At 63.6% G+C, this 20,405-nt stretch carries 22 protein-coding genes; 11 read left to right on the forward strand and 11 right to left on the reverse strand.

Annotated elements, in window-relative coordinates:
* The first annotated feature begins 186 nt into the window (after window positions 1-186).
* Both CH283_RS13505 and dnaB read left to right on the forward strand, forming a co-directional pair.
* Window positions 187-2,466 (forward strand): SulP family inorganic anion transporter, encoded by a 2,280-nt coding sequence (locus CH283_RS13505; protein WP_068048787.1) that lies wholly within the window; start codon window positions 187-189, stop codon window positions 2,464-2,466.
* Between the two features lie 521 nt (window positions 2,467-2,987).
* Entirely contained in the window at window positions 2,988-4,382 is a 1,395-nt protein-coding gene (dnaB, locus tag CH283_RS13510; protein WP_032396923.1) for a replicative DNA helicase, read from the forward strand.
* Here the strand turns inward: dnaB and CH283_RS13515 are convergent.
* Entirely contained in the window at window positions 4,379-4,915 is a 537-nt protein-coding gene (locus tag CH283_RS13515; protein ID WP_094638356.1) for a hypothetical protein, read from the reverse strand. The two genes, dnaB and CH283_RS13515, sit on opposite strands and share 4 nt — an antisense overlap.
* Window positions 4,916-5,078: 163 nt before the next feature.
* Between CH283_RS13515 and CH283_RS13520 the strand changes: the two genes are divergently transcribed.
* The gene (locus CH283_RS13520) at window positions 5,079-5,309 is read left to right on the forward strand and encodes a hypothetical protein (RefSeq protein WP_094638355.1); all 231 of its coding nucleotides are present in this window, start codon (window positions 5,079-5,081) and stop codon (window positions 5,307-5,309) included.
* A 162-nt stretch (window positions 5,310-5,471) separates the two neighbouring features.
* Window positions 5,472-5,729, forward strand: coding sequence for a DUF3297 family protein (locus CH283_RS13525; RefSeq protein ID WP_094638354.1), 258 nt, complete (start codon window positions 5,472-5,474; stop codon window positions 5,727-5,729).
* 46 nt (window positions 5,730-5,775) lie between these two features.
* Here the strand turns inward: CH283_RS13525 and CH283_RS13530 are convergent, their stop codons facing one another.
* The 6 genes from CH283_RS13530 to CH283_RS13555 form a co-directional block, all read right to left on the reverse strand.
* On the reverse strand, window positions 5,776-7,956 hold the full coding sequence (locus CH283_RS13530) for a heavy metal translocating P-type ATPase (RefSeq protein ID WP_094638353.1): 2,181 nt from the start codon (window positions 7,954-7,956) through the stop codon (window positions 5,776-5,778).
* 19 nt (window positions 7,957-7,975) lie between these two features.
* A complete protein-coding gene (locus CH283_RS13535; protein WP_068049254.1) occupies window positions 7,976-8,260 on the reverse strand; it encodes a DUF1490 family protein in 285 nt (94 codons plus the stop codon).
* A 91-nt stretch (window positions 8,261-8,351) separates the two neighbouring features.
* On the reverse strand, window positions 8,352-9,107 hold the full coding sequence (locus tag CH283_RS13540) for a class I SAM-dependent methyltransferase (RefSeq protein WP_094638352.1): 756 nt from the start codon (window positions 9,105-9,107) through the stop codon (window positions 8,352-8,354).
* 23 nt (window positions 9,108-9,130) lie between these two features.
* Window positions 9,131-9,604, reverse strand: a complete 474-nt coding sequence (locus CH283_RS13545) for a GNAT family N-acetyltransferase (RefSeq protein WP_094638351.1) — start codon at window positions 9,602-9,604, stop codon at window positions 9,131-9,133.
* A gap of 14 nt (window positions 9,605-9,618) precedes the next feature.
* Window positions 9,619-9,954: a hypothetical protein gene (locus tag CH283_RS13550; protein ID WP_094638350.1), complete on the reverse strand. Its 336-nt coding sequence runs from the start codon at window positions 9,952-9,954 to the stop codon at window positions 9,619-9,621.
* A gap of 66 nt (window positions 9,955-10,020) precedes the next feature.
* Window positions 10,021-10,392, reverse strand: coding sequence for a VOC family protein (locus tag CH283_RS13555; protein ID WP_094638349.1), 372 nt, complete (start codon window positions 10,390-10,392; stop codon window positions 10,021-10,023).
* 148 nt (window positions 10,393-10,540) lie between these two features.
* On the opposite strand from CH283_RS13555, the gene CH283_RS13560 reads away from it, so the two are divergent.
* Both CH283_RS13560 and CH283_RS13565 read left to right on the forward strand, forming a co-directional pair.
* Complete coding sequence (locus CH283_RS13560; RefSeq protein ID WP_094638348.1) at window positions 10,541-11,221, forward strand: thiamine pyrophosphate-dependent enzyme; 681 nt, start codon at window positions 10,541-10,543, stop codon at window positions 11,219-11,221.
* On the forward strand, window positions 11,221-12,120 hold the full coding sequence (locus tag CH283_RS13565) for a transketolase family protein (protein ID WP_094638347.1): 900 nt from the start codon (window positions 11,221-11,223) through the stop codon (window positions 12,118-12,120). The genes CH283_RS13560 and CH283_RS13565 overlap by 1 nt, the downstream gene beginning before the upstream one ends.
* Here the strand turns inward: CH283_RS13565 and CH283_RS13570 are convergent, their stop codons facing one another.
* The 3 genes from CH283_RS13570 to CH283_RS13580 form a co-directional block, all read right to left on the reverse strand.
* Complete coding sequence (locus CH283_RS13570) at window positions 12,121-12,579, reverse strand: DUF6194 family protein (RefSeq protein WP_068049266.1); 459 nt, start codon at window positions 12,577-12,579, stop codon at window positions 12,121-12,123. It lies immediately after the preceding gene.
* Between the two features lie 76 nt (window positions 12,580-12,655).
* Window positions 12,656-13,279: a luciferase domain-containing protein gene (locus CH283_RS13575; protein ID WP_094638346.1), complete on the reverse strand. Its 624-nt coding sequence runs from the start codon at window positions 13,277-13,279 to the stop codon at window positions 12,656-12,658.
* Between the two features lie 64 nt (window positions 13,280-13,343).
* The gene (locus tag CH283_RS13580; protein ID WP_176460447.1) at window positions 13,344-13,922 is read right to left on the reverse strand and encodes a hypothetical protein; all 579 of its coding nucleotides are present in this window, start codon (window positions 13,920-13,922) and stop codon (window positions 13,344-13,346) included.
* Between the two features lie 277 nt (window positions 13,923-14,199).
* On the opposite strand from CH283_RS13580, the gene CH283_RS13585 reads away from it, so the two are divergent.
* Window positions 14,200-14,475, forward strand: a complete 276-nt coding sequence (locus CH283_RS13585; protein WP_094638345.1) for a PLD nuclease N-terminal domain-containing protein — start codon at window positions 14,200-14,202, stop codon at window positions 14,473-14,475.
* Here the strand turns inward: CH283_RS13585 and CH283_RS13590 are convergent.
* Window positions 14,468-15,862, reverse strand: coding sequence for an aminotransferase-like domain-containing protein (locus tag CH283_RS13590; RefSeq protein WP_094638344.1), 1,395 nt, complete (start codon window positions 15,860-15,862; stop codon window positions 14,468-14,470). The two genes, CH283_RS13585 and CH283_RS13590, sit on opposite strands and share 8 nt — an antisense overlap.
* Between CH283_RS13590 and CH283_RS13595 the strand changes: the two genes are divergently transcribed.
* The 4 genes from CH283_RS13595 to CH283_RS13610 all read left to right on the forward strand — a co-directional run bounded on the left by CH283_RS13595 (window position 15,861) and on the right by CH283_RS13610 (window position 20,396).
* The gene (locus CH283_RS13595) at window positions 15,861-16,802 is read left to right on the forward strand and encodes a DMT family transporter (protein WP_176460448.1); all 942 of its coding nucleotides are present in this window, start codon (window positions 15,861-15,863) and stop codon (window positions 16,800-16,802) included. The genes CH283_RS13590 and CH283_RS13595 overlap by 2 nt on opposite strands.
* Complete coding sequence (locus tag CH283_RS13600) at window positions 16,799-18,019, forward strand: pyridoxal phosphate-dependent aminotransferase (RefSeq protein ID WP_094638343.1); 1,221 nt, start codon at window positions 16,799-16,801, stop codon at window positions 18,017-18,019. The genes CH283_RS13595 and CH283_RS13600 overlap by 4 nt, the downstream gene beginning before the upstream one ends.
* 161 nt (window positions 18,020-18,180) lie before the next feature.
* A complete protein-coding gene (locus CH283_RS13605; protein ID WP_094638342.1) occupies window positions 18,181-19,344 on the forward strand; it encodes an NADH:flavin oxidoreductase/NADH oxidase in 1,164 nt (387 codons plus the stop codon).
* Window positions 19,345-19,454: 110 nt separating this feature from the next.
* Entirely contained in the window at window positions 19,455-20,396 is a 942-nt protein-coding gene (locus CH283_RS13610) for a DUF808 domain-containing protein (protein WP_094638341.1), read from the forward strand.
* Window positions 20,397-20,405 lie beyond the last annotated feature (9 nt).

Here is a 20,405-nt window from a genome sequence, read left to right on the forward strand (position 1 = left end):
GTTCGTGGGGCTTTTTCGTGTCTTCTCACAAAGATCAACTGTCGCAATGGGTTCCGATTTGTGAAGCATCTCTCTTCAAAGGTTCGTGAGCAAAGCTTTGCGTAGTCTTTAGGCGGGGCGACATCGAACATCATCACCAACTGGATCCACCCGACCTGACGCCTAGACGCCCGGAGGAACGCTGCCGTGACCACGACCGTGGAACCCGATTCCGACCCCAGTCCCGAGACCCGACCCGAGCCGCAGTCTCGCGTCGGGTCGATCCTGAAGTACGACGTACCGGCCTCGTTGGTCGTCTTCCTTGTGGCAGTACCGCTTTCGATCGGTATCGCCGTCGCCTCCGGTGCCCCGATCATGGCCGGCCTCATTGCCGCCGTGGTCGGCGGAATTCTCGCCGGCATACTCGGCGGATCACCGTTGCAGGTCAGTGGGCCCGCCGCGGGACTGACCGTGGTGGTTGCCGAGCTCGTCAATCAATTCGGTTGGGGCGTAACGTGTGCCATCACGGTGCTGGCCGGTGCGGTGCAGATACTGCTGGGAATGAGCCGGATTGCCCGCAGTGCGCTGGCCATCTCTCCCGTGGTGGTGCACGCCATGCTGGCAGGAATCGGTATAACCATTGCGCTGCAACAGATTCACGTACTTCTCGGCGGTGAATCCGAAAGCTCCGCAGTTCAGAACGTCCTCGCCATTCCCACATCGGTCGCCAACGGCCAATGGCCGTCGATCATCGTCGGCGGAATCGTGGTCGTGCTCATGTTCGGCTGGCCGCGATTGGCTGGAGTGTCGGGCGTGATGGCAAAGATCACGAAGGTGCCGGCTGCGCTGGTCGCGGTGGTCACCGCTACCGCGGTCTCGATCTTCTTCTCCCTGGATGTCGAGCGAATCGAGTTGCCCGGCAACCTGATCGAATCGCTGAGCTTTCCGATCATGCCCGACGGGCAGTGGAGCGCTTTCGCGACCGGCGTCATCACCATCGCGTTGATCGCCAGCGTCGAGAGTCTGCTCTCCGCGGTGGCAGTCGACAAGATGCACAGCGGTGAGCGCACCAACTTCGACCGGGAACTGATGGCTCAGGGCGCGGGCAACATGGCCTCCGGTGCCATCGGCGGTCTGCCGATCACCGGCGTGATCGTGCGCAGTGCCACCAACGTCAAGGTCGGTGCCAAGTCCCGTGCGTCGGCGATTCTGCACGGCGTGTGGATTCTGATCTTCTCGGTGCTGTTCATCTCGATCGTCGAATTGGTTCCGTTCGCCGCACTCGCCGGATTGCTGGTGATGATCGGTGTGCAGCTGATCAAGTTGGCAGACATAAAGATCGCCAACAAGACCGGAGACATCGCGGTCTATACAGTGACGGTTGTAGGCGTGGTGGCACTCAACCTGCTCGAGGGTGTGCTGATCGGTTTGGCACTGTCGATCGTTCTCGTGCTGCGCCGTGTGGTGTGGGCAAAGGTTCGCGCAGAGGAGACGGTCGACGGCACCTGGCGCGTCACGACCGAGGGGTCGTTGAGCTTCCTTGCGCTCCCTCGATTGACACACGTACTGTCCACCGTCCCCGCAGGCACCGTCGTCACCGTGCATCTGGGAGTGGATTTCCTCGATCATGCGGTGCACGACGCTCTGAACGAGTGGATCCGTCAGCACGAACTCGGCGGCGGCACGGTGAGAGTCGAGGAAGTGGGCACGGCGTCGATGGCAGCTGCTGCCGAGGGGCCGCCCAAGCGCGGATCTGCGACGGTACGCAGCTCGTTGGCACCGTGGCGGGCATGGCAGCTGAAAAGCGATGTGACACAGAATGAGTCACCCGTAGCGCTGCGGGCGGTCCTCAGTGGCGTAGCCGAGTATCACCGCACCCACGCCCCCAATATTCGACCGCACCTCGAGGGTTTGACCGAATCTCAGGATCCCGACACCCTGTTTCTGTGCTGCGTGGATTCGCGCGTGATGCCGAACACGATCACCAGTAGCGGACCGGGCGATCTGTTCACGGTCCGAAACATGGGCAATCTCGTTCCTGCCCAGGGGCAGGACTGCTCGGTGGAGGCAGCGCTGGCCTTCGGTGTCGATCAACTGGGTACCTCGTCGGTGGTGGTGTGCGGACACTCGGGCTGCGGTGCCATGAAGGCGGTGCTGAGTGGACCGGAGAACGCCGCGGACGAGTCGGTGGCGGAATGGCTGGGTCATGCCATGACGAGCCTGGATGCGTACCGCAGCGGGCACGTGGTGGGCCGTCAGGCGGCAGAGCTCGGCTTCGGGGAGGCGGACCAACTCGCGATGGTGAACGTGGCGGTGCAGTTGCAGACGCTCACCCGTCACCGGGTCGTCGGCCGAGCCAATGCCGAGGGGCGGTTGCGCATCACCGGACTGTTCTTCGACATTCCCACGGCACGAGTGCTTCAGATCGGTACCAAGGAGGTCACCGTGCTGGACCCGGCGATGTGCCCGCAGGAGCTCGGTAGCTGAGCTTTCGTCAACAGTGTCGAGGGGCCCGATTCCCAGCGTGGAATCGGGCCCCTCGCGCGCAAACGGGACACTGGTCTGTTTCTGTGAGTCATCCCAGCCACTGTGACCTGGTTCACCCCCGGGTTCACCTGGTATTTACTCAACACGCCCGAGCTGTCAATTCGGCCGACACGCCGATCCAGAATCGATGCACAGGAAGAAAACTTTATGTACATGCCCTGACCTGCCGAAAAGACCCAAACTTGGAAAGTTATACCCAGGTTATCCCCAGACGGTCAACACGGTTGTTCAAGACCATCCACATTTCGTGCACAGGTTCATCCACAGGCCGTGTTGTGACTCCTGCCGATAGCGCTTAACGTCCGTGCAGCGTCTCTCTCGATGCCGTGCAGCGGCGACGGGACAGTGCGAATCCGGTGCCGAAAAAGCTTGTCGGTGCCCGGGGGTAGAACTTGCTACACAGCACCGCCGGGTGACACCCGACGATGCCGACGACAATGGGGAGAGGACGGCCGGTTCGCGTGGCAGTTGTGGACGATCGAGGACAGTCCGACTACTCCGGCCCCTCGTCCAGCGAGGGGCCCGGCGAGGATTTCGGTCGCCAGCCCCCACAGGACATGGCCGCGGAACAGTCCGTTCTGGGCGGCATGCTGCTGAGCAAGGACGCCATCGCAGACGTGCTAGAGGTGCTTCGTCCCGGCGATTTCTACCGGCCGGCCCACCAGAACGTGTACGACGCGATCCTCGACCTCTACAGCCGCGGTGAGCCTGCCGACCCGGTGACCGTATCGGCCGAGCTGGATCGTCGCGGGGAACTCAAGCGCATCGGCGGCCCGCCGTACTTGATCACCCTCACCCAGACCACGCCGACGGCAGCCAATGCCGGGTACTACGCCGAGATCGTCGCGGAGAAGTCGATTCTGCGCAGGCTCGTACAGGCCGGTACCCGCATCGTGCAGTTCGGTTACGCCGGAGCAGACGGGCAGGACGTCGCCGAGGTCGTCGACCGCGCGCAGGCCGAGGTGTACGAGGTCACCGAGCGCCGCACCTCCGAGGACTTCCTCCCCCTCGAGGAACTCCTGCAGCCCACGATGGACGAAATCGACTCCATCGCCAGCCGCGGCGGCATATCCCTGGGCGTACCAACAGGATTCGCCGAACTCGACGAAATCACCAACGGCTTGCACCCGGGTCAGATGATCATCGTGGCGGCGAGGCCTGGCGTGGGTAAGTCGACCCTAAGTATGGATTTCATGCGTTCGTGCTCCATCAAGCACGGCATGCCCAGTGTCATCTTCTCTCTGGAGATGAGTCGCACCGAGATCGTCATGCGACTGTTGTCCGCCGAGGCGAAGATCAAGCTCGGCGACATGCGTTCGGGAAAGATGACCGACGACGACTGGACCAAGCTGGCCCGCCGAATGAGTGAGATCAGCGAAGCGCCGTTGTTCGTCGACGATTCTCCGAACCTGACGATGATGGAAATCCGCGCCAAGGCCCGTCGCCTCAAACAGCGCAACGGCCTGAAACTCATTGTGGTGGACTACCTTCAGCTGATGTCGTCCGGCAAGAAGGTCGAATCTCGTCAGCAGGAGGTCTCGGACTTCTCGCGTCAGCTCAAGCTGTTGGCGAAGGAACTCGAATGCCCGGTGGTCGCGGTCTGCCAGCTCAACCGTGGCCCGGAGCAGCGAACCGACAAGAAGCCGATGGTCTCGGACCTTCGTGAGTCCGGCTCACTGGAGCAGGACGCCGACATGGTGATTCTGCTGCACCGCCCTGACGCGATCGAGCGCGACGACCCCCGCGGCGGTGAGGCCGACTTGATTCTCGGCAAGCACCGTAACGGTCCGACCGCGACGATCACCGTGGCACACCAGCTTCACCTGTCCAGATTCGTGGACATGGCGCGGGGCTAGTTGGATCGGTCGGCCGACCGCAGATCTTTGGTCAGTGCGGTCCACACGTCGATCGGGCCGGGGTGAGGACGGCGCAGCCAAGCGGCGGCCGCGTCGTCTATGCAGAGGAAGAAGAGTGTGAACGTGTCCGACCCGTCGGGATTCCTTGTCCCGCCGCTACCGGCCAGCAGTTCGTTTTCTGCCGGCATGTCATGTTCGACTGTGTCGAGTACGTCCGCGCGAGTCCAGTTCGTGCGGAGTGGTACAGGAATTCTCAGTGTGGGCGCGCCGGGAAACGGAGTCGCCTCGACAATCCTGAAGTCGCGCAGATGAATTCCGTCCGCCCGGAAGGTTCCGCGAATGGCTACCAGGTTGCCGGCCGCGGAGGCATCGAGATCGGAGCCGTTCAACGGTAGCCGCGCCACACTCGAGGATTCCGCTGCCCGATCGGGAGTATCGGGTTCGATGAACAGCGAACCATCGGAGTCCGCCACCAGTGTGCCTCGCCCGATAACGAGGTCGCCGACGGCGACGACGAGGTGCTCCAGATCCATGAACCCGAGTCTGTGCTCGATCGGCGTCGACCGTCAACGGTCTGCAACCCCACAGTCCGGTGCAACACCGGCAGCTATCAGCCTTCGCTCTTGTGCGAACAGGGGTTGAACAAACCTATCGTTCGGTTTATGGTGACGCCACCGATCCGATGAGAGGCCGAACATGAAATCGAACCGCGTACGCACCCTGGTCGTATCCAGCTTCGTCGCTTTGGCGATGTTGAGCGCAGCCCCGTCCGCATCGGCTGCTCCCAGCGACCCGACGCCACCGACGTTCGGATCGTCGGGTCTGACCGTCGAGCAGGTCGACGACATCATTCGAATCTTCCTGCCGGGCCACTGCACGGTCATGGGAAGTGTCGGTTGCAGCACCCCCGCCGCACTTCTCGGCTGACCTGAGCTCCAATGTCTGAGAACAACTCTCGCTCTGTGCACCTGCGCGGACAGCATCTCTGAGGTCGAGAACCAACACCAACGGCGCTGGTCCAACGCTGGGTCGCGTATTCTCGCTGTGAATCAACCGAGCACCTGACGCCGCATTCGACGAAAGTGATCCATGCCCGAGGACCAGAACACAGACGTTCCACCGAATCACCTCTCGATCGATCCGCGGAGCCCCTTCTACAACGAAGAAGTTCTTCAGCGGGACGTCGGTATTCGCTTCAATGGCGTCGAAAAGACCAGTGTCCGCGAATACAACGTGTCCGAGGGTTGGGTGCGAGTCGAAGTCCCTACCGCGAAGGATCGCTTCGGAAATCCCATGCTCGTCAAGCTCAAGGGCACGGTCGAACCGTACTTCCGCGGCGCGAAGTAGCGGATTAGGTACCGAGCACATCGCCCTCGCGTTCGGGCGCTACTGATCAGATTCGGTATCGGATCAGTCGTGAGCTGTTGCCCACCACCGCGACCGAGGATGCGTTGTGCAGGATCGCGGCGAGCACCGGAGACAGTGCTCCACCGGCGCTGACGACGAGGCCCAGTGCATTCACAGCGATCGACATTCCGTAGTTCTGCCGGATGACCGACACCGAATGTCGGCCGAGATCGCGAACGTCGAGCAACCGTGTCAGGTCGTCGCTGGCCAGAGCTACATCGGCCGTCTCGACGGCAACATCGGTGCCCGCCAAGCCCATTGCGATTCCGATATCCGCGACGGCGAGGGCGGGAGCGTCGTTGGTGCCGTCTCCGACCATCGCGACGACGTAGCCCTCTTCTTGTAGCTTGCGGACGGCTTCGAGTTTGTCGTCGGGCATCACCTCGGCTCGCCACTCGGCAATGCCCAGTTCGGCGGCTACGGCCGCAGCGGTCTCGGGGTGATCTCCGGTGAGCATGACGATGCGTTCCACACCGTCGGCGCGAAGGGCGTTCAGTACTTCCAGGGCATTCGACCGAACCTCGTCGCGCAGGCTGATCAACCCGACCAACACCCCGTCGACTGCGAGCAGCAATGGAGTCTCGGCCTGACGCTGAAGTCGCGAAACCCAGTCGGCCGCATACTCGGACACAGCGACGTTCTCGCCGCGCAGCAGTGAAGGACTGCCCAGCAGCAACGTCCGGCCGTCAGCGACGGTGCGCATACCGAGACCGACGAGTACCTCGCACTCCTCGTGCGGAGGAATGACGATATGGCGTTCTTCGGTGCTGCGAATCACGGCCTCGGCCAGCGGATGCCGAGAGTGGATCTCGGAACTCGCGGCATACGCCAGCACCTGTTCCGGCTCCCAATCGTCCTGAAAGGACACGACATTGGTGACGACGGGGCGTCCGACAGTGAGGGTTCCGGTCTTGTCGAACACGAAGGCGTCGACCCTGCCCGCTTGTTCCAGATGCGATCCACCCTTGATGAGAATGCCTCGGCGAGCACCGTTTCCGATAGCGGCGCTGATGGCCGTCGGAGTCGACAACCCCACCGCGCACGGACATGCGACGAGCAGCATGGTCATCGCTCGTCGGACATCGCGGGTGACCACGAGCGTGAGAGCCGACAGGATGAACGACGCGGGTACGAACCGACGTGAGAAGTTCTCTCCCACAGTCTGAATCGGGGCGCGGTCTTCCTGCGCTTCCTCGACACGGGAAATGATTCGACCGATCGTCGTATCGCGGCCTACCGCAGACGCTCGGATGACGATGCGGCCACGAACCACGACGGATCCAGCGTGGATGCGGTCGCCTGCAACGATCGATACCGGCAGTGTCTCACCGGTGATCGCCGACTGGTCGACCACCGCGTCCCCGTCGACGACGGTCCCGTCCACCGGAACGCCGACGTGATCGTGCACGACGACCTCGTCGCCGATCTCCAGCCGATCGACGTCCACGGAGATCTCTGAACCGTCGGGTAGCCGGATCCATGCGGTGTCCTGCGTGCCGGTCAGGAGATCGGAGATTGCCCGACGAGTGCGCTTGAGGGTCAGCTCCTGCAGGTATTCGCCGATGTTGAGCAGCCACAGCACGGTCAGGGCAACGACATTCTCGCGGAGTACGAGACTTGCCACAGTGGCAGCGCTGACGAGCGCGTCGGTGCCGGCGGACCGGTTTCCGGCCAGCGAGCGCAGCGCTCCCTTCAGGAACGGATAGCCGGTGAAGATGGTGGCTCCGGTGGCCACGACACGGCTGGTGGGGCCGAGGATGGGTGGCCGCCGGAAGGCGTAGCGACGGAAGCCGAGTAGGACCAGCGCGGCTCCGCCGATGGTCATGCGCAGGACGTCGCCGTTGTTGACGTCCGCAGACCGTGGGCTACGGACTGGTACGAGTCCCCAGTCGGTGGTGCGACCGGCGTTCACTGCGTCGAACAACTCGGCCCGGTCGATGCGGGTGCGGGAGTACCAGACCACAACCGATGCGGTGCGGGGATACGCGTGGACGGCCCGCACGCCGCGAATCTTGTCGACGTGGTCTTCGACGGCGACCGCGCGACCCGGACTGGACCGCAGCCAGTCGACGCGGAGCCGCATGCGGCCGGCTGCGTCGGACAGGATTTCGATGCCATCCGCGCGGTCGGGAACCGCATCGAGCGAGTGTTCGACGAGCGTCGTCATAATCGGCGTGCTGTCGCGGTCAGTGCGAGTGGCCGTGGCCGACTTCGGTGGCCGAGGGTGGTGGTACCTCTTCGCCGAGCCGGTCGCGTGCCTCCGCAACGACATCGGACACGGCCAAACGCGCTGATTCGGCGTGAATTTCGGCTTTTCGTGCGGCGCGGAGACCGAGTTCGGTTGCCGATACCGCAGCCTTGCGGACGGGAGCCTTGTCGTACAGCTTCTTGGCACCGTTGTATGCGGCGACTCCGACTGCGCCTGTTACGACCGTCGATACTGCCTTCGCGACGATGATCGGAAACGCCATGTTGTAGCTCCTCGAATTCGAACCTGACCCACTTATTGGGAATCGTATTCGTTTTGTTCGGCTGTGGCGACTTCCGGGGTCGCGGGAAGCATCATCGGATCGGCATCGTGGTGCGGAACGCTCTGGTCACGTAGGGAAGGTCGATCGTCGTCGAGCCGTTCAGGCCCAGTTCGTCGAACAGTGCGGCGAGTTCCTGGTCGATGCGGTTGCGCTCATCGGCGGTGGCAGTGATGTAGAAGCTGCGCGACCGAACCAGGTCGGTCAGCTGGGACCGAGTCACAGTCCGCGACCACGCCCACCGCTTTTCGTCGAGCTGATGGAACGGTTCTGCGATCGGCGGTGGACCGTCGTCGAACATGGTCAGGGCTCCACCACGCGAGACCACCGAGTTCAGTCGCCGAACCCACGGCTGCGATTCGTCGCGAAGGTTCCAGATCAGTCCCAGGGTGCCGCTAGGGCGAAGAACCCGGCCGATCTCGCGTGACGCGGCCACTGGCTCGACCCAGTGCCAGGCCTGTCCGAGCAGGACGGCATCCACGCTTCCGTCTTCCAACGGGAGGGACTCGGCAGTGCCGACGTGGGCGGAAACGCCGGGCACTGCGTCGCGCAGGGCGTCGAGCATGGCGTGATCAGGGTCGACGGCGACGGCATCGCACCCTGCAGCGACGATGATGCGGGTGAGCTTGCCGGTGCCGGCTCCGACGTCGGCGACAAGAGGACGCCTGCCGACCTCGAGAACGGGTTCCAACAGCCACTCGACCGCGGCTGACGGGTATTCGGGGCGAGCAGATTCGTACACGTCGGCGACGGTCCCGAACGACGTCGAGCTGTTATCTCGGCTAACCATACAGCCAGGTTACATCTCCTGCGTCAGTTCAGTTCGAGTTCGTAGTAGAGAGCCTTCGGTCCCTCGCCGCGGCCTTCGTGGCAGTCGAACCCACGCTTTTCGTATACGTGTCGCGCCGCCTCGTCGTCCTCTGAGGTATTGAGGTCCATGTAGGTGGCACCCCTGCCGCGCGCGTGCTGGATGACGTCATCGAGAAAGGTTGTGCCGTAGCCCTTCCCGCGAAGACCGGGCTGGATGTAGAACTCGGCGAGGTAGGCCTCGAGGTCTGCGCTCAGCGTACCGGTCCGAAAGCGCAGTACCGCAACACCGATGGCAGGAATTCCGAAGGTCAGCACGCTGGTGTCGCCGGACTTCACCAGAGTGTCGAGATGTGCTGCAAGCCAGTCGGGCTCGGGCACCGGGTAGTCGTACTCGCGATTGAAATCGATCAACAGCTTCGCAGCCTCGATGAATTCGGCGGGATCCTGGACGGCACGTGTACCGCTGACCGATGTCATCGACTTCTCCCCCGTCAGTGATCCGGTTGAACGAGATTCTTGGCGTCGAGCAGACCGAGGCCGGGATGCATCTCTCGCAGCGCTTTGATGGCGTGGACAGTTCTGCCGGATTCTGCGACCACCGCGTCGACATCCTCGGCGGGTACAGCCTCGGGTCCGATCTTTTCCGGAGACGTCCGGGGCCGGCTCTCTCTGAACCAGATGAACGGACCGGCTACAGCCAGCACAACCAGCTTCGACCAGTTCCAGGCAGAAGGATCGGACACAAGGTCGCTGATGGTCATGAACGCGAGCGCAGCCAGCAACGCGGCAAGCCCGTATCGCTTCCAGGGGCGTTCTTCGGCCTTCATGCCTTTCATGCTGTCACCGCACCCCGGTATGGGCAACGGCTCAGCGTCGCAATTCGATACCGCCCGTCAACCGTCGTACACCTCCGTGGTGATGCAGAAGGGGTGTCCGGCAGGGTCGAGGAGAACGCGCCAACGGGGGTCAGGCTGGTCCGCCGCCTCGGTCGCTCCGCATTCGACTGCGTAGGAAACAGATCCCGCGAGGTCCCCTCCCGCGTTTAGGTCGAAGTGCACGATCGAAGTCGACGGCCACACGGGCGGAATGTATTTCGCTACTTTCTGCGCAACGATGTTCAGGCCTGCCTGCGTGCGTATGCCCGAGCTCGACGGGTTCTCCCACAACAGCTCTCCACCGAGTAGGGCGAGGTAGAAGCGAGCCAGCTCCGCCGGCTCGGCGCAGTCGATGGACGTCCCCGCTACAGCGAGGTGTTTTCGCGGCATGTCTGGAGACTACGGGCGGCGGTGCGCTCAGTGTCCACGATTCTGCTCGAGAATCTGGAAAGCGCATCGGAGCACAAATGTTGGACACCCACCGCACCACCCACTTCTGCCTTGACCTCGAGTGCACTCGAGGTTGCAAGGTGGGGTCATGCAGAGGACTTACGACGAGTTGCCGCAACTCATGACATTGATGACGGGCGACGAAAAGCACAGCACCAGTGCCACTTCGACGCTGGATGTGTTGTGGGTGCTGTACTCCGACATAGTGCGGCTCGATCCTACGAATCCCGATGACCCGAATCGTGATCGGTTCTATCTGTCCAAGGGGCATGGCCCGATGGCGTACTACGCCGTGCTCGCGGCACGTGGATTCTTGACGCCCACCGAGCTCGCGTCGTTCGGCAGCTACCACTCTCCGCTGGGTAATCATCCGGACCGCACGCTCATTCGCGGGGTCGACATCGGATCCGGATCGCTCGGTCATGGTCTGGCGCTGGCCGCTGGAACTGCTGTCGCGCTGCGGATTCAGAAGCGCATTGCCCGAGTCTTCGTACTGATCGGCGACGCGGAACTCGACGAGGGCAGCAATATGGAGGCCATCCAATTCGCTGCGCGGTCCGAGTTGGGCAACCTGACCGCCGTGGTGATCGACAACGATTCTGCCGGTCTGGGTTGGCCCGGAGGTATCGCCTCGCGGTTCGCCGTCGAGGGGTGGCTCACCTCTGACGTCGACGGTCGAGACCACAGTGCTCTTCGCCAGGCGTTTCGCGCCGATCACGCAGGCCGTCCGCACGTGGTGGTCGCTCACGTCGAAAAGAAGGAGAGCTGATGAGTGCATCGCTGGATCAACGCGAGTACTTCTACAGTCTGGTACCCCAATTGTTGGCGCATAACGAGCGAACAGCGTTGGTGCTGGCGGAGATCGGAGCCGGGTATCTCGAACCGCACCTCACCCCTGATATTCGATCGCGGGTCATCAACGTCGGGATTCGAGAGCAGGCGATGATCGGTGTCGCCGGTGGTCTGGCCCTGGCCGGAATGCGGCCGATCGTGCATACCTTCCCGCCGTTTCTGATCGAGCGACCCTTCGAGCAGGTGAAGCTCGATCTGGGGCACCAGGGCGTCGGTGCCATCCTGGTGAGCTCGGGCGGGTCCTACGGATGGCCGCAGGGCGGCGAGACACATTTCGGTCAGCGAGATGTCGCACTCCTCGACACGCTGGGCGAGTGGACGGTCCACGTCCCCGGTCACGTAGACGAGGTCGAGTGGATGCTGCACAGCGCGGCGGCCACCGACGATCGCGTGTACATCAGGCTCGACGGGGTGTGCAACGATCGCCCTTACGGACGGTCCGACGGGATGTTCACCGTTCTGCAGCAGGGCAATTCGGGAACCGTCATCTCCGTCGGGCCCATGACCGATCGGGTGCAGAACGCGGCCGAAGGCCGCGACCTGACGGTGCTGCATGCGTCGACGATCAGGCCCTTCGACAGTGCCACTCTACGAGAGAGGCTGACGGCGCCGGACATCATGATCGTCGAGCCGTATCTCGCGGGAACGTCTGTGCTGCAGGTTGATCGAGCCTTGGCCGATGTGCGTCATCGGGTGTCGGGAATCGGGGTGGAGCCCGGAGAGCGTCGCAAGTACGGCACAGTGGCCGAACACGATCGGGCCAACGGCCTGGACGTCGAAGGGCTGTCCCGATCGATGGACGACTTCTTCGGCTGATCAGCCCTGGCGTCGTTCGTATCTGCTCTTGGCAACGTTGTAGGCGGAGTCCAGTAGTTCCCGAACGTGTGTCTCGGTCTGCGCCGACGGGTTGACCACCGAAAGCCAACCGGCGGTGCCGTACTGAGGGTGGGCGGCGATGACGTCGTCGCTGTCGGCCTGGGGTGCGTGGGCCGCGTCGCGGGGCGGCATTCCCAGAATCCTCTCGAAATCCTGCTTTCCTGCAACGATATTGACGCGGAACGCGCCCGGCCTGTTCAGTTGGGACAATTCGTCACCCGGATAGTTCTTGGTCACGATGGTTGCGAACGGCTGCGTCGTCGGGATCGTCCCGTCGGGTGAGTAGTAGAAGAACGCATCGCCCCAAGCAAGTTCGGGAGTTCCATCACCCTCTCGTGGGCGCTGCGTCACGGTGCCCTCGAAGCTGGCGACCACGTTCACGATGTCGTCGAGTGTCATTCATCGATCGTCACATGTTCGGCAGCTTCTGCCCAGAGTTCAGCCCACTTTGTAGGTACCCCGCTCGAGTGCAGAGTCAGGCCTTCGCGGTGGAGACCGCGCGGCCGATGATCTGTTCGATTCCGTAGATGTCGTCGGAGTCTCGTGGTGCGTAGAGGAAGACGTAGGTCTCGGGTAACCCGAGGACCGGGCGTCCGGCCAAGGGGTGCAGTTCACCCCACCCGGCGGAGATGACGGTCTGGGCGTCGTCCGGCTGCATCACCACGTGCATCGAGCCTTCGCTCTCGTGTACGTGCAGAACTTCGCCCTTCGTTCGCGATATCCACGGCGCGGCAGCGTTGATGTCCGAGACGTACAGCGCGTCGCCTCGTCGCTCGAATCGACTGCGCTCCATGTGAAACGGCGATTCCGATCCGGCGTATTCGTTGACGGCGGCAGTCAGACGCTCGATCGAAGCAGGGGTACCTCGATCGGTGAGTTGGCGATGAGGAATGGGGTGCGGCGCGATCGCCGGCCGAGTCCCGGGGCGCTGTTCGAGATACCAGTGCAGCCCAGGACTCGATGTGCCGGCGACCGTCAGTGGATCGCGTCGAGCAAGTGGCCTCAGGGCAGTGGTGATCAGCCAGCCGCCCACGTTCGCGGGAAGTCCGCCCGGCCCCAGTTCCATCCACGCGGCGTAGTCGTTCTTGACGTTCTGCACAGTCCCCCCAGGTCACGTCGTTCAGTGACAACGTAGCCGGAGGGGCCTGTCGTGGGTAGCTCTCTCAGGCCGGGCAGCTCACGGTGTAGGTCCAGACGGTGCCGACCGGTCCGGTGACGCGCACCAGAACATTGGTTGCGGCGCCGGGCGGAACTGCCACCACCACCGAGCCGACGCCGGTGCTGCCGCCGACATAGCCGGTGTTGTGGATCAGTGCGCCCTGGTAGAACACCTCGATCTGATCGGGAACGTCGACGGTGTCGTAGCCGAGAACGAACGACGTCGGTCCGGTTCGACCCAACTCGTGCAGGGTCTCCGTGACGCCCTCTTCTCCCGACAGTGTCGAGGCGTTGCACTGCTGGGTCGCGATACCTCCGTTCGCCGAACCCGTGTCGATCCCGAGGATGCCGCCGGCGATGGCACTTCCGCTGCCGAGAATGCGTACACCGTTGTCGATGATGTTCCCGCCGTCGAGAATCGCACTGCCACTGTCGACGATGGCGCTTCCGCTGTCGACGATCGGCCCGAGTTCGGGCTGGGCCAGGGCCGACGCGGGCGCGGCCAATGTGAACGCTGCGGCGGTCAGGGCCACCGCCACCGAACGGCGCGCCAGGTTCTTACGAATTCCACTCTTGCTCGACACAATTCCTCCACCGAAAGTACTGGACGGGCTGTCCGTCTCAGCGATGGTGACACAACCGAACTGCGTCGGATATCCCTTGTTCGGATGATCGTTCGGAGCCAAATACTCTGTGCCCCAGAGACTTGTGTCGTTCGGTCGACTGAACAACGGAGCCGATCCCGACCGCGTCGTACATCTCGAGATGTACGACGAAATACCCACGCAGACCGATGTGGCGCAGCCTGCTGGTTCGTAACGTTGACCAGGTCAACGAAACAGCTATATCGGAGGAACCGTCATGCACGCCGTAACACTTCTGTCTCAGCAACCGTCCACCACCGAGCAGGTGCTGGGGTGGGGGTTGGGAACCATCGTTCTGGTGGCAGTGCTCGGCGCGGTCGTGCTGTTCGTTGCTGCGTTGGTCAGCATCATCCGCTCGCCCAACTACACCGTCGCCGGTCGCGCAGTGTGGATCTTCGTCGTACTGGCGTTCCCGTTCCTCGGTCCCCTGGTCTGGTTCGTGTGGGGTCGGAAGTCGACGTTCGCCGTCGATGCCTCCAACGGTCTCAGATGATCGAGCCGATCGTGCGCGCCGCGTCGGCGAACTCTCCGGGATTGGGGCCCGCGTAGTTGAGTCGAAGGTACTTTCCGGTTGGTTCGGCGGGGAAGTAGTGGTCGCCGGCCCCGACGATGACGCCCGCCGACTTGCATTCGCGCACAACGCTTTCCAGATCTGCGTCGTCGCTCAGTCGCATCCAGAGATTGAGTCCACCTCGGGGCACCGCGTCGAGATGTCCACGCGGTGCGAACTCGATGAGGCTGTTCGCCAACAAGTCTCGACGCGAAGCCAGCTGAGCACGCAACCGCCGCAGGTGGGTTCGCCAGGCAGGCTGCGTCACCACGTCGAGCGCGACTGACTGCAGAATCCCGCTGACATACATCGATTCGGCCCCCGTATCGGCGAGGATGCGCTCGTGTGCGGGCCCGCGAGCAATCAGGCCTGCCAGGCGAACCGAGGGTGACACCGTCTTGGTGAGTGAGCGAAGGTAGACGACATGCCCGCCGTCGTCCCGTGCGGCCAGCGGACTCGGCTCCGAGGTGATGCCGAAATCGTGGGCAGAGTCGTCCTCGATCAGAAACGCGCCGTGGCGTCGAACAGTGGCGAGGATCTGTTCGGACAATGCAGGCGACCACTGTGCACCGGTGGGGCTGGCGAACGTGGGTTGGGCATAGAACGCCCGAGCGCCGGTGTGCGCGAATGCCCGAGCGAGCGCGTCGGGGTCCGGACCGTCGACGCCGCTGGGTATCGGTACGACGCGGACACCTGCCTGCGTGGCAGCAAGGATCGCGCCCCAGTACGTCGGGGACTCCATGAGCAACGGCCGCCCAGCGCCGACGAGGGCCCGAAATGCCGTGCTGAGTCCGGTCTGGCTGCCGGGGATGATGACGACGTCACTGGCCGACGGTGGCGTGATGCCCAACGGTGTCGACGCCCCCAACTCGGCGGCGAACCATGCCCGCAGTTCCGGTAGACCCGCGGTGGGCGGTCGGGCGATCACCGCGTCGGTGCGGGAGGCGCGGGTGAATGCCGCGTGAACGAGCCGCTCCGGCAACAACTCTCGAGCAGGATAGCCAGAATGCAGAGCGATCACGTCGCTGGAGGTCGACTGCAGAGCCGCCGGCAGTTGCAGTCGATTGTCCGGCGCTCCCAGAGCTGCAGTCTGCCATCCGTAATCGTTGGGGCGGGCTGTGCGCACCGTCTTGACGAATGTGCCGACGCCAGGCCGGCTTTCGATGGTGCCCTGTGCGATGAGCGTGCGGAGGGCCTTCTGAACCGTGACCGGGCTTGCCGAATGTTCGGCGACCAAGGCGCGGGTGGACGGCAGCCGGGCTTCCGGTGGCGCAGTCGCAATCCATATTCTCAGTGCAGACACGATCCGGGAACTGCTATCGTCGGACATGACACAGCATAGTAGCGCTACTCGGTCTGGGACGGGTCTGCTATCCCGCGCCGGACTGCTCTGGGGCCTGGCAGGCGTCACAGCGTTCTCGTTCACGGTGCCGCTGACCCGCGTCGCCGTCACCGGGGGCCTGTCCCCGCTTTTCGTCGGAACTGGACGCGCTGTGGTCGCCGCCGCATTGGCTGCGGTAGCGCTCGCCGCTACTGGGCAACGGCTCCCTCAGGGGCGGCAGTGGATGCGGCTCGCGGTGATCGCGGCCGGTGTCGTCATCGGCTTCCCGGTGCTCACCTCGTACGCTCTCACCACTGCATCGGCCGGGCACGGCGCCGTTGTCATCGCATTGCTGCCGGCCGCCACCGCCGTCGTCGCTGTCGTTCGCGAACGGCAACCCGTGCGGCCGATGTTCTGGTTGGTCGCAGGCGTGGGCGCTGCCGTCGCAGTCGGATTCGCTGCTCTGCAAGGCGGGCAGTCGACGGGTGTGCAGTGGTCGGATCTGCTGCTGCTCGGAGCAGTGGTCGCCGCGGCGGTGGGATACGCCGAGGGCGGCCTGTTGTCGCGAGAACTCGGTGCGTGGCAGACGGTGTCGTGGGCGCTGGTCGTGTCCGTACCGGTCACCGGCGCATCGGCCGCGTTCGCGTGGTGGCAGCAACCCTCGACAGCAGGTGCGCCCGAGTGGGCAGCCTTCGGGTACCTGGCGGTGGTGAGCATGTACCTGGGGTTCTTCGCTTGGTACCGGGGATTGGCGATCGGTCCGATGTCCAGCGTCAGCCAGGTCCAGTTGATCCAACCTGTGCTCACCATCTGCTGGGCCGCGATCATCCTGCGCGAGGGCGTGACCTGGCCGGTGCTCGTGGGTGGAGCGGCGGTCATCGTGTGTGCAACAGTGGCGGTCCGGACCCGGATGTCGCCGACCGTTCGGCAGGAGGAGTTTTCGAAGTGACGAAATCGATCGATCAGGCGCGCAAGCTCGAGAACGTGCGGTACGACATTCGCGGACGCATTCTGGACAAGACCGAAGAACTCGAGGAGCAGGGGCACGCGATCCTGCGGCTCAACGTCGGCAATCCTGCCCCGTTCGGTTTCGAGGCACCGGACGAGATCATGATGGCGATGATCCGCAACCTTCCTACCGCACAGGGCTATTCGGATTCCCGGGGCCTGTTCTCTGCCCGCACCGCGGTGGTCCAGTACTACCAGACCAAAGGCCTGACCGATCTCGACGTCGGCGACGTCTACCTCGGCAACGGGGTATCGGAATTGATCACCATGACGATGCAGGCCTTGTGCAACCCTGAAGACGAAATCCTGATCCCGTCGCCCGACTATCCGTTGTGGACGGGCTCGGTGGCTCTCGCCGGGGGCGTACCCGTCCACTATCTGGCCGACGAAAGCCAGGACTGGGCTCCGGACTTCGAGGACCTCGAAGCCAAGATCACCCCCCGCACCCGCGCGATCGTGGTGATCAATCCCAACAACCCCACGGGAGCGGTGTATCCGCGTGAGGCACTGGAGCGATTTGTCGATCTGGCCCGCAAGCACGATCTGATTCTGCTGGCCGACGAGATCTACGAGAAAATCGTCTACGACGGGTCGGTGATGACGAACCTCGCCACTTTGACCGGGAAAGACATTCTGTGCCTGACTTATTCGGGTCTGTCGAAAGCGTACCGGGTGTGCGGATTTCGTGCCGGACGGCTGGCGATCACCGGCCCGCGTCGACGCGCGGCGAGTTTCATCGAGGGCATCACGCTGCTGTCCAACATGCGCATGTGCGCGAATGTGCCGGCGCAACATGCAATACAGACCGCGCTCGGCGGTCGGCAGTCGATCGAGGATCTCCTACTGCCGGCGGGCAGGCTGACCGCGCAGCGTGACCTGGCGCATCGCATGCTCAACTCCATCGACGGAATCAGCTGTGTCCAGGCCGCGGGTGCGCTGTACATGTTCCCGAAACTCGACACCGACCGATTCGGGATCGTCGACGACGAGAAATTCGTACTCGACCTCCTCGAATCCGAGAAGATCCTCGTCAGCCACGGCCGCGCATTCAATTGGGATGTGCCCGATCACTTCAGGCTCGTGACGTTGCCCAACGTGGACGATCTCGCAACGGCGCTCGAGCGGCTCGGCAACTTCATGAGCTCGTACCGGCAGTGAAGATCGACCGTGGACCGGTGCGCGTACAGGAAGCCGCACACCGGCCCTCACACTCGGGTGAGTTGGACGGTGAGAAAACCGTCACCGAGTTGCACCACCGGTGTAGTCGGTCGAAACGTGCCAGGTGATGAGGTGGTTCTACCGAGGAAAGGACCACTGCCATGCCCGATCTCTTCAGTCCGTTCACGCTCAAAGGCGTCACGCTTCGAAACCGCATCGCCATGTCGCCGATGACGATGTACCGCGCCGTCGACGGAAAGATGAACGACTTCCACCTCATGTACCTCGGTGCGCGCGCAGCCGGCGGTTTCGGGATGGTGTTCCCGGAACAGGTTGCGATCACGCCCGACGGACGCACCACTCCCGGTTGCGCCGGAATCTACGAGGACGACCAGATCGAGGGTCACGCTCGCGTGACGGCGATGATCAAGCAGATGGGTTCGGTCCCGGCCATTCAGTTGGGCCACACCGGACGCAAAGGCAGTGAAGTGCCACCGTGGCAAGGCGGGCACCAGCTTCCGGCAGACCATCCCGACGGATGGGAGTGCGTTGCGCCGTCGGCGATTCCCTACGGCGGAGACCACTCGTTCCCCGTCCACGAACTCACCGTGCCCGAGATCAAGGCCATCCACCAGAGCTACGCCGACGCAGCTGTCCGAGCTGCGGAAGCCGGATACGAGTGGCTCGAAATGCACTACGCCCATGGCTATCTCGGTGCCAGCTTCTTCTCCCCGCTGGCGAACCAGCGCACCGATCAGTACGGCGGAAGCCTGGAGAACCGGGCCCGGTTCCACCTCGAGGCACTCGACGCAGTGCGCGAGGTGTGGCCCGAGAAGTACCCGCTCACCATGCGATTGGGCTCGGACGACCACCACCCCGACGGAGTTCAGTTCGACGAATCCATGATCGCCATCGGATGGATGAAGGAACACGGGCTCGACATGGCGGATGTCAGCCTCGGCTTCAACACCGACGACATGGTGGACCCACCGTTCGGCGACATGGGGTTCATGGTCGAGCGGGCCGCGCGGGTCAAGCGGGAGCTGGATATCCCGGTGACGTGCAGCTGGAATCTGGGCGTTCCGGAAAATGCGGACGCCGTGATCCGCGACGGCAAGATCGACGTGGTGTTGCTCGGTCGTCCGGCGTTGGCCAACCCGCACTGGCCGGTGTGGGCTGCACGCGAGCTCGGCCATGGTGACCCGTTCTCGCTGGTGCCCGAGGACTGGAGCTGGTGGCTGAAGAATTTCCGAGGACACGACCCGAGCATCGGATTGCCGCCGGCAAAGGTCGTCGAGGCCGAGCAGGAGCGCAAGATCGCGTAGCACCCAGGCGGGCCGGACGGCGATCACAGACCACCTGCGGACGGTAGGGTTCCAAGGGCTCGCATCATGAGGAGCCCAGCGGTGTTCTCGTATCGAAGCGGAGGTTTGTGATGGCCGGCGGACTCGTAGCCCTGCTCGACGACGTGGCAGCGCTGGCTCGTCTGGCAGCTGCGTCCATCGACGATGTCGGTGCGGCGACGGGCAAGGCGACGGCCAAGGCCGCCGGCGTCGTGATCGACGACGCCGCCGTGACGCCGCAGTACGTTCGCGGTCTCGCAGCCGAACGTGAACTGCCCATCATCAAGCGCATCGCCGTGGGCTCACTGCGCAACAAGCTGCTCATCATTCTGCCGATCGCCTTGTTGCTCAGTCAGTTCCTGCCGTGGCTGCTCACACCCATTCTGATGCTCGGCGGCTGCTACCTCAGCTATGAGGCCGCGCACAAGATCTGGGGCGCGCTGTTCGGCCACGGCGACCATCACGCCGCAGCCGAGGACGAGCCGCGCGACGAGGACACCGTTGTCTCCGGCGCAGTGCGCACCGACCTCATTCTGTCCGCCGAGATCATGGTCATCGCGCTCGACACCATTGCTGCAGAGGATTTTTGGAGCCGCCTGATCATCCTGGCGGTCGTCGCCGTGGTCATCACGATCGTCGTCTACGGAGTCGTCGCGCTGATCGTCAAGATGGACGACATCGGTCTGAAACTGGCCGACGGCTCCACCGGATTCGTGGAGAAGTTCGGCCGAGGCCTGGTCAAGGGCATGCCGAAGGTCATGTCGGTGCTCTCGGTCGTCGGCACCGCGGCGATGCTGTGGGTCGGCGGACACATCCTGCTCGTCGGTATCGACGAGCTCGGATTCCATCCGATCTACGAACTCGTGCACCACGGCGAGGACGCAGTGCGCGGCGTGGCCGGCATCGGCGGAGTGCTGGCATGGATCGTCAACACCCTCGCGTCGGCGATCATCGGCGCGATCGTGGGCGGCATCATCGTCGCTGCGCAGCTGGGAATCTCGAAGGTACTCGCCAAGCGGGCTGCCGCGAAGTAGTGGCAGCAT

This window comes from Rhodococcus sp. 05-2254-2, assembly GCF_002259095.1.
Classification (GTDB): domain Bacteria; phylum Actinomycetota; class Actinomycetes; order Mycobacteriales; family Mycobacteriaceae; genus Rhodococcoides.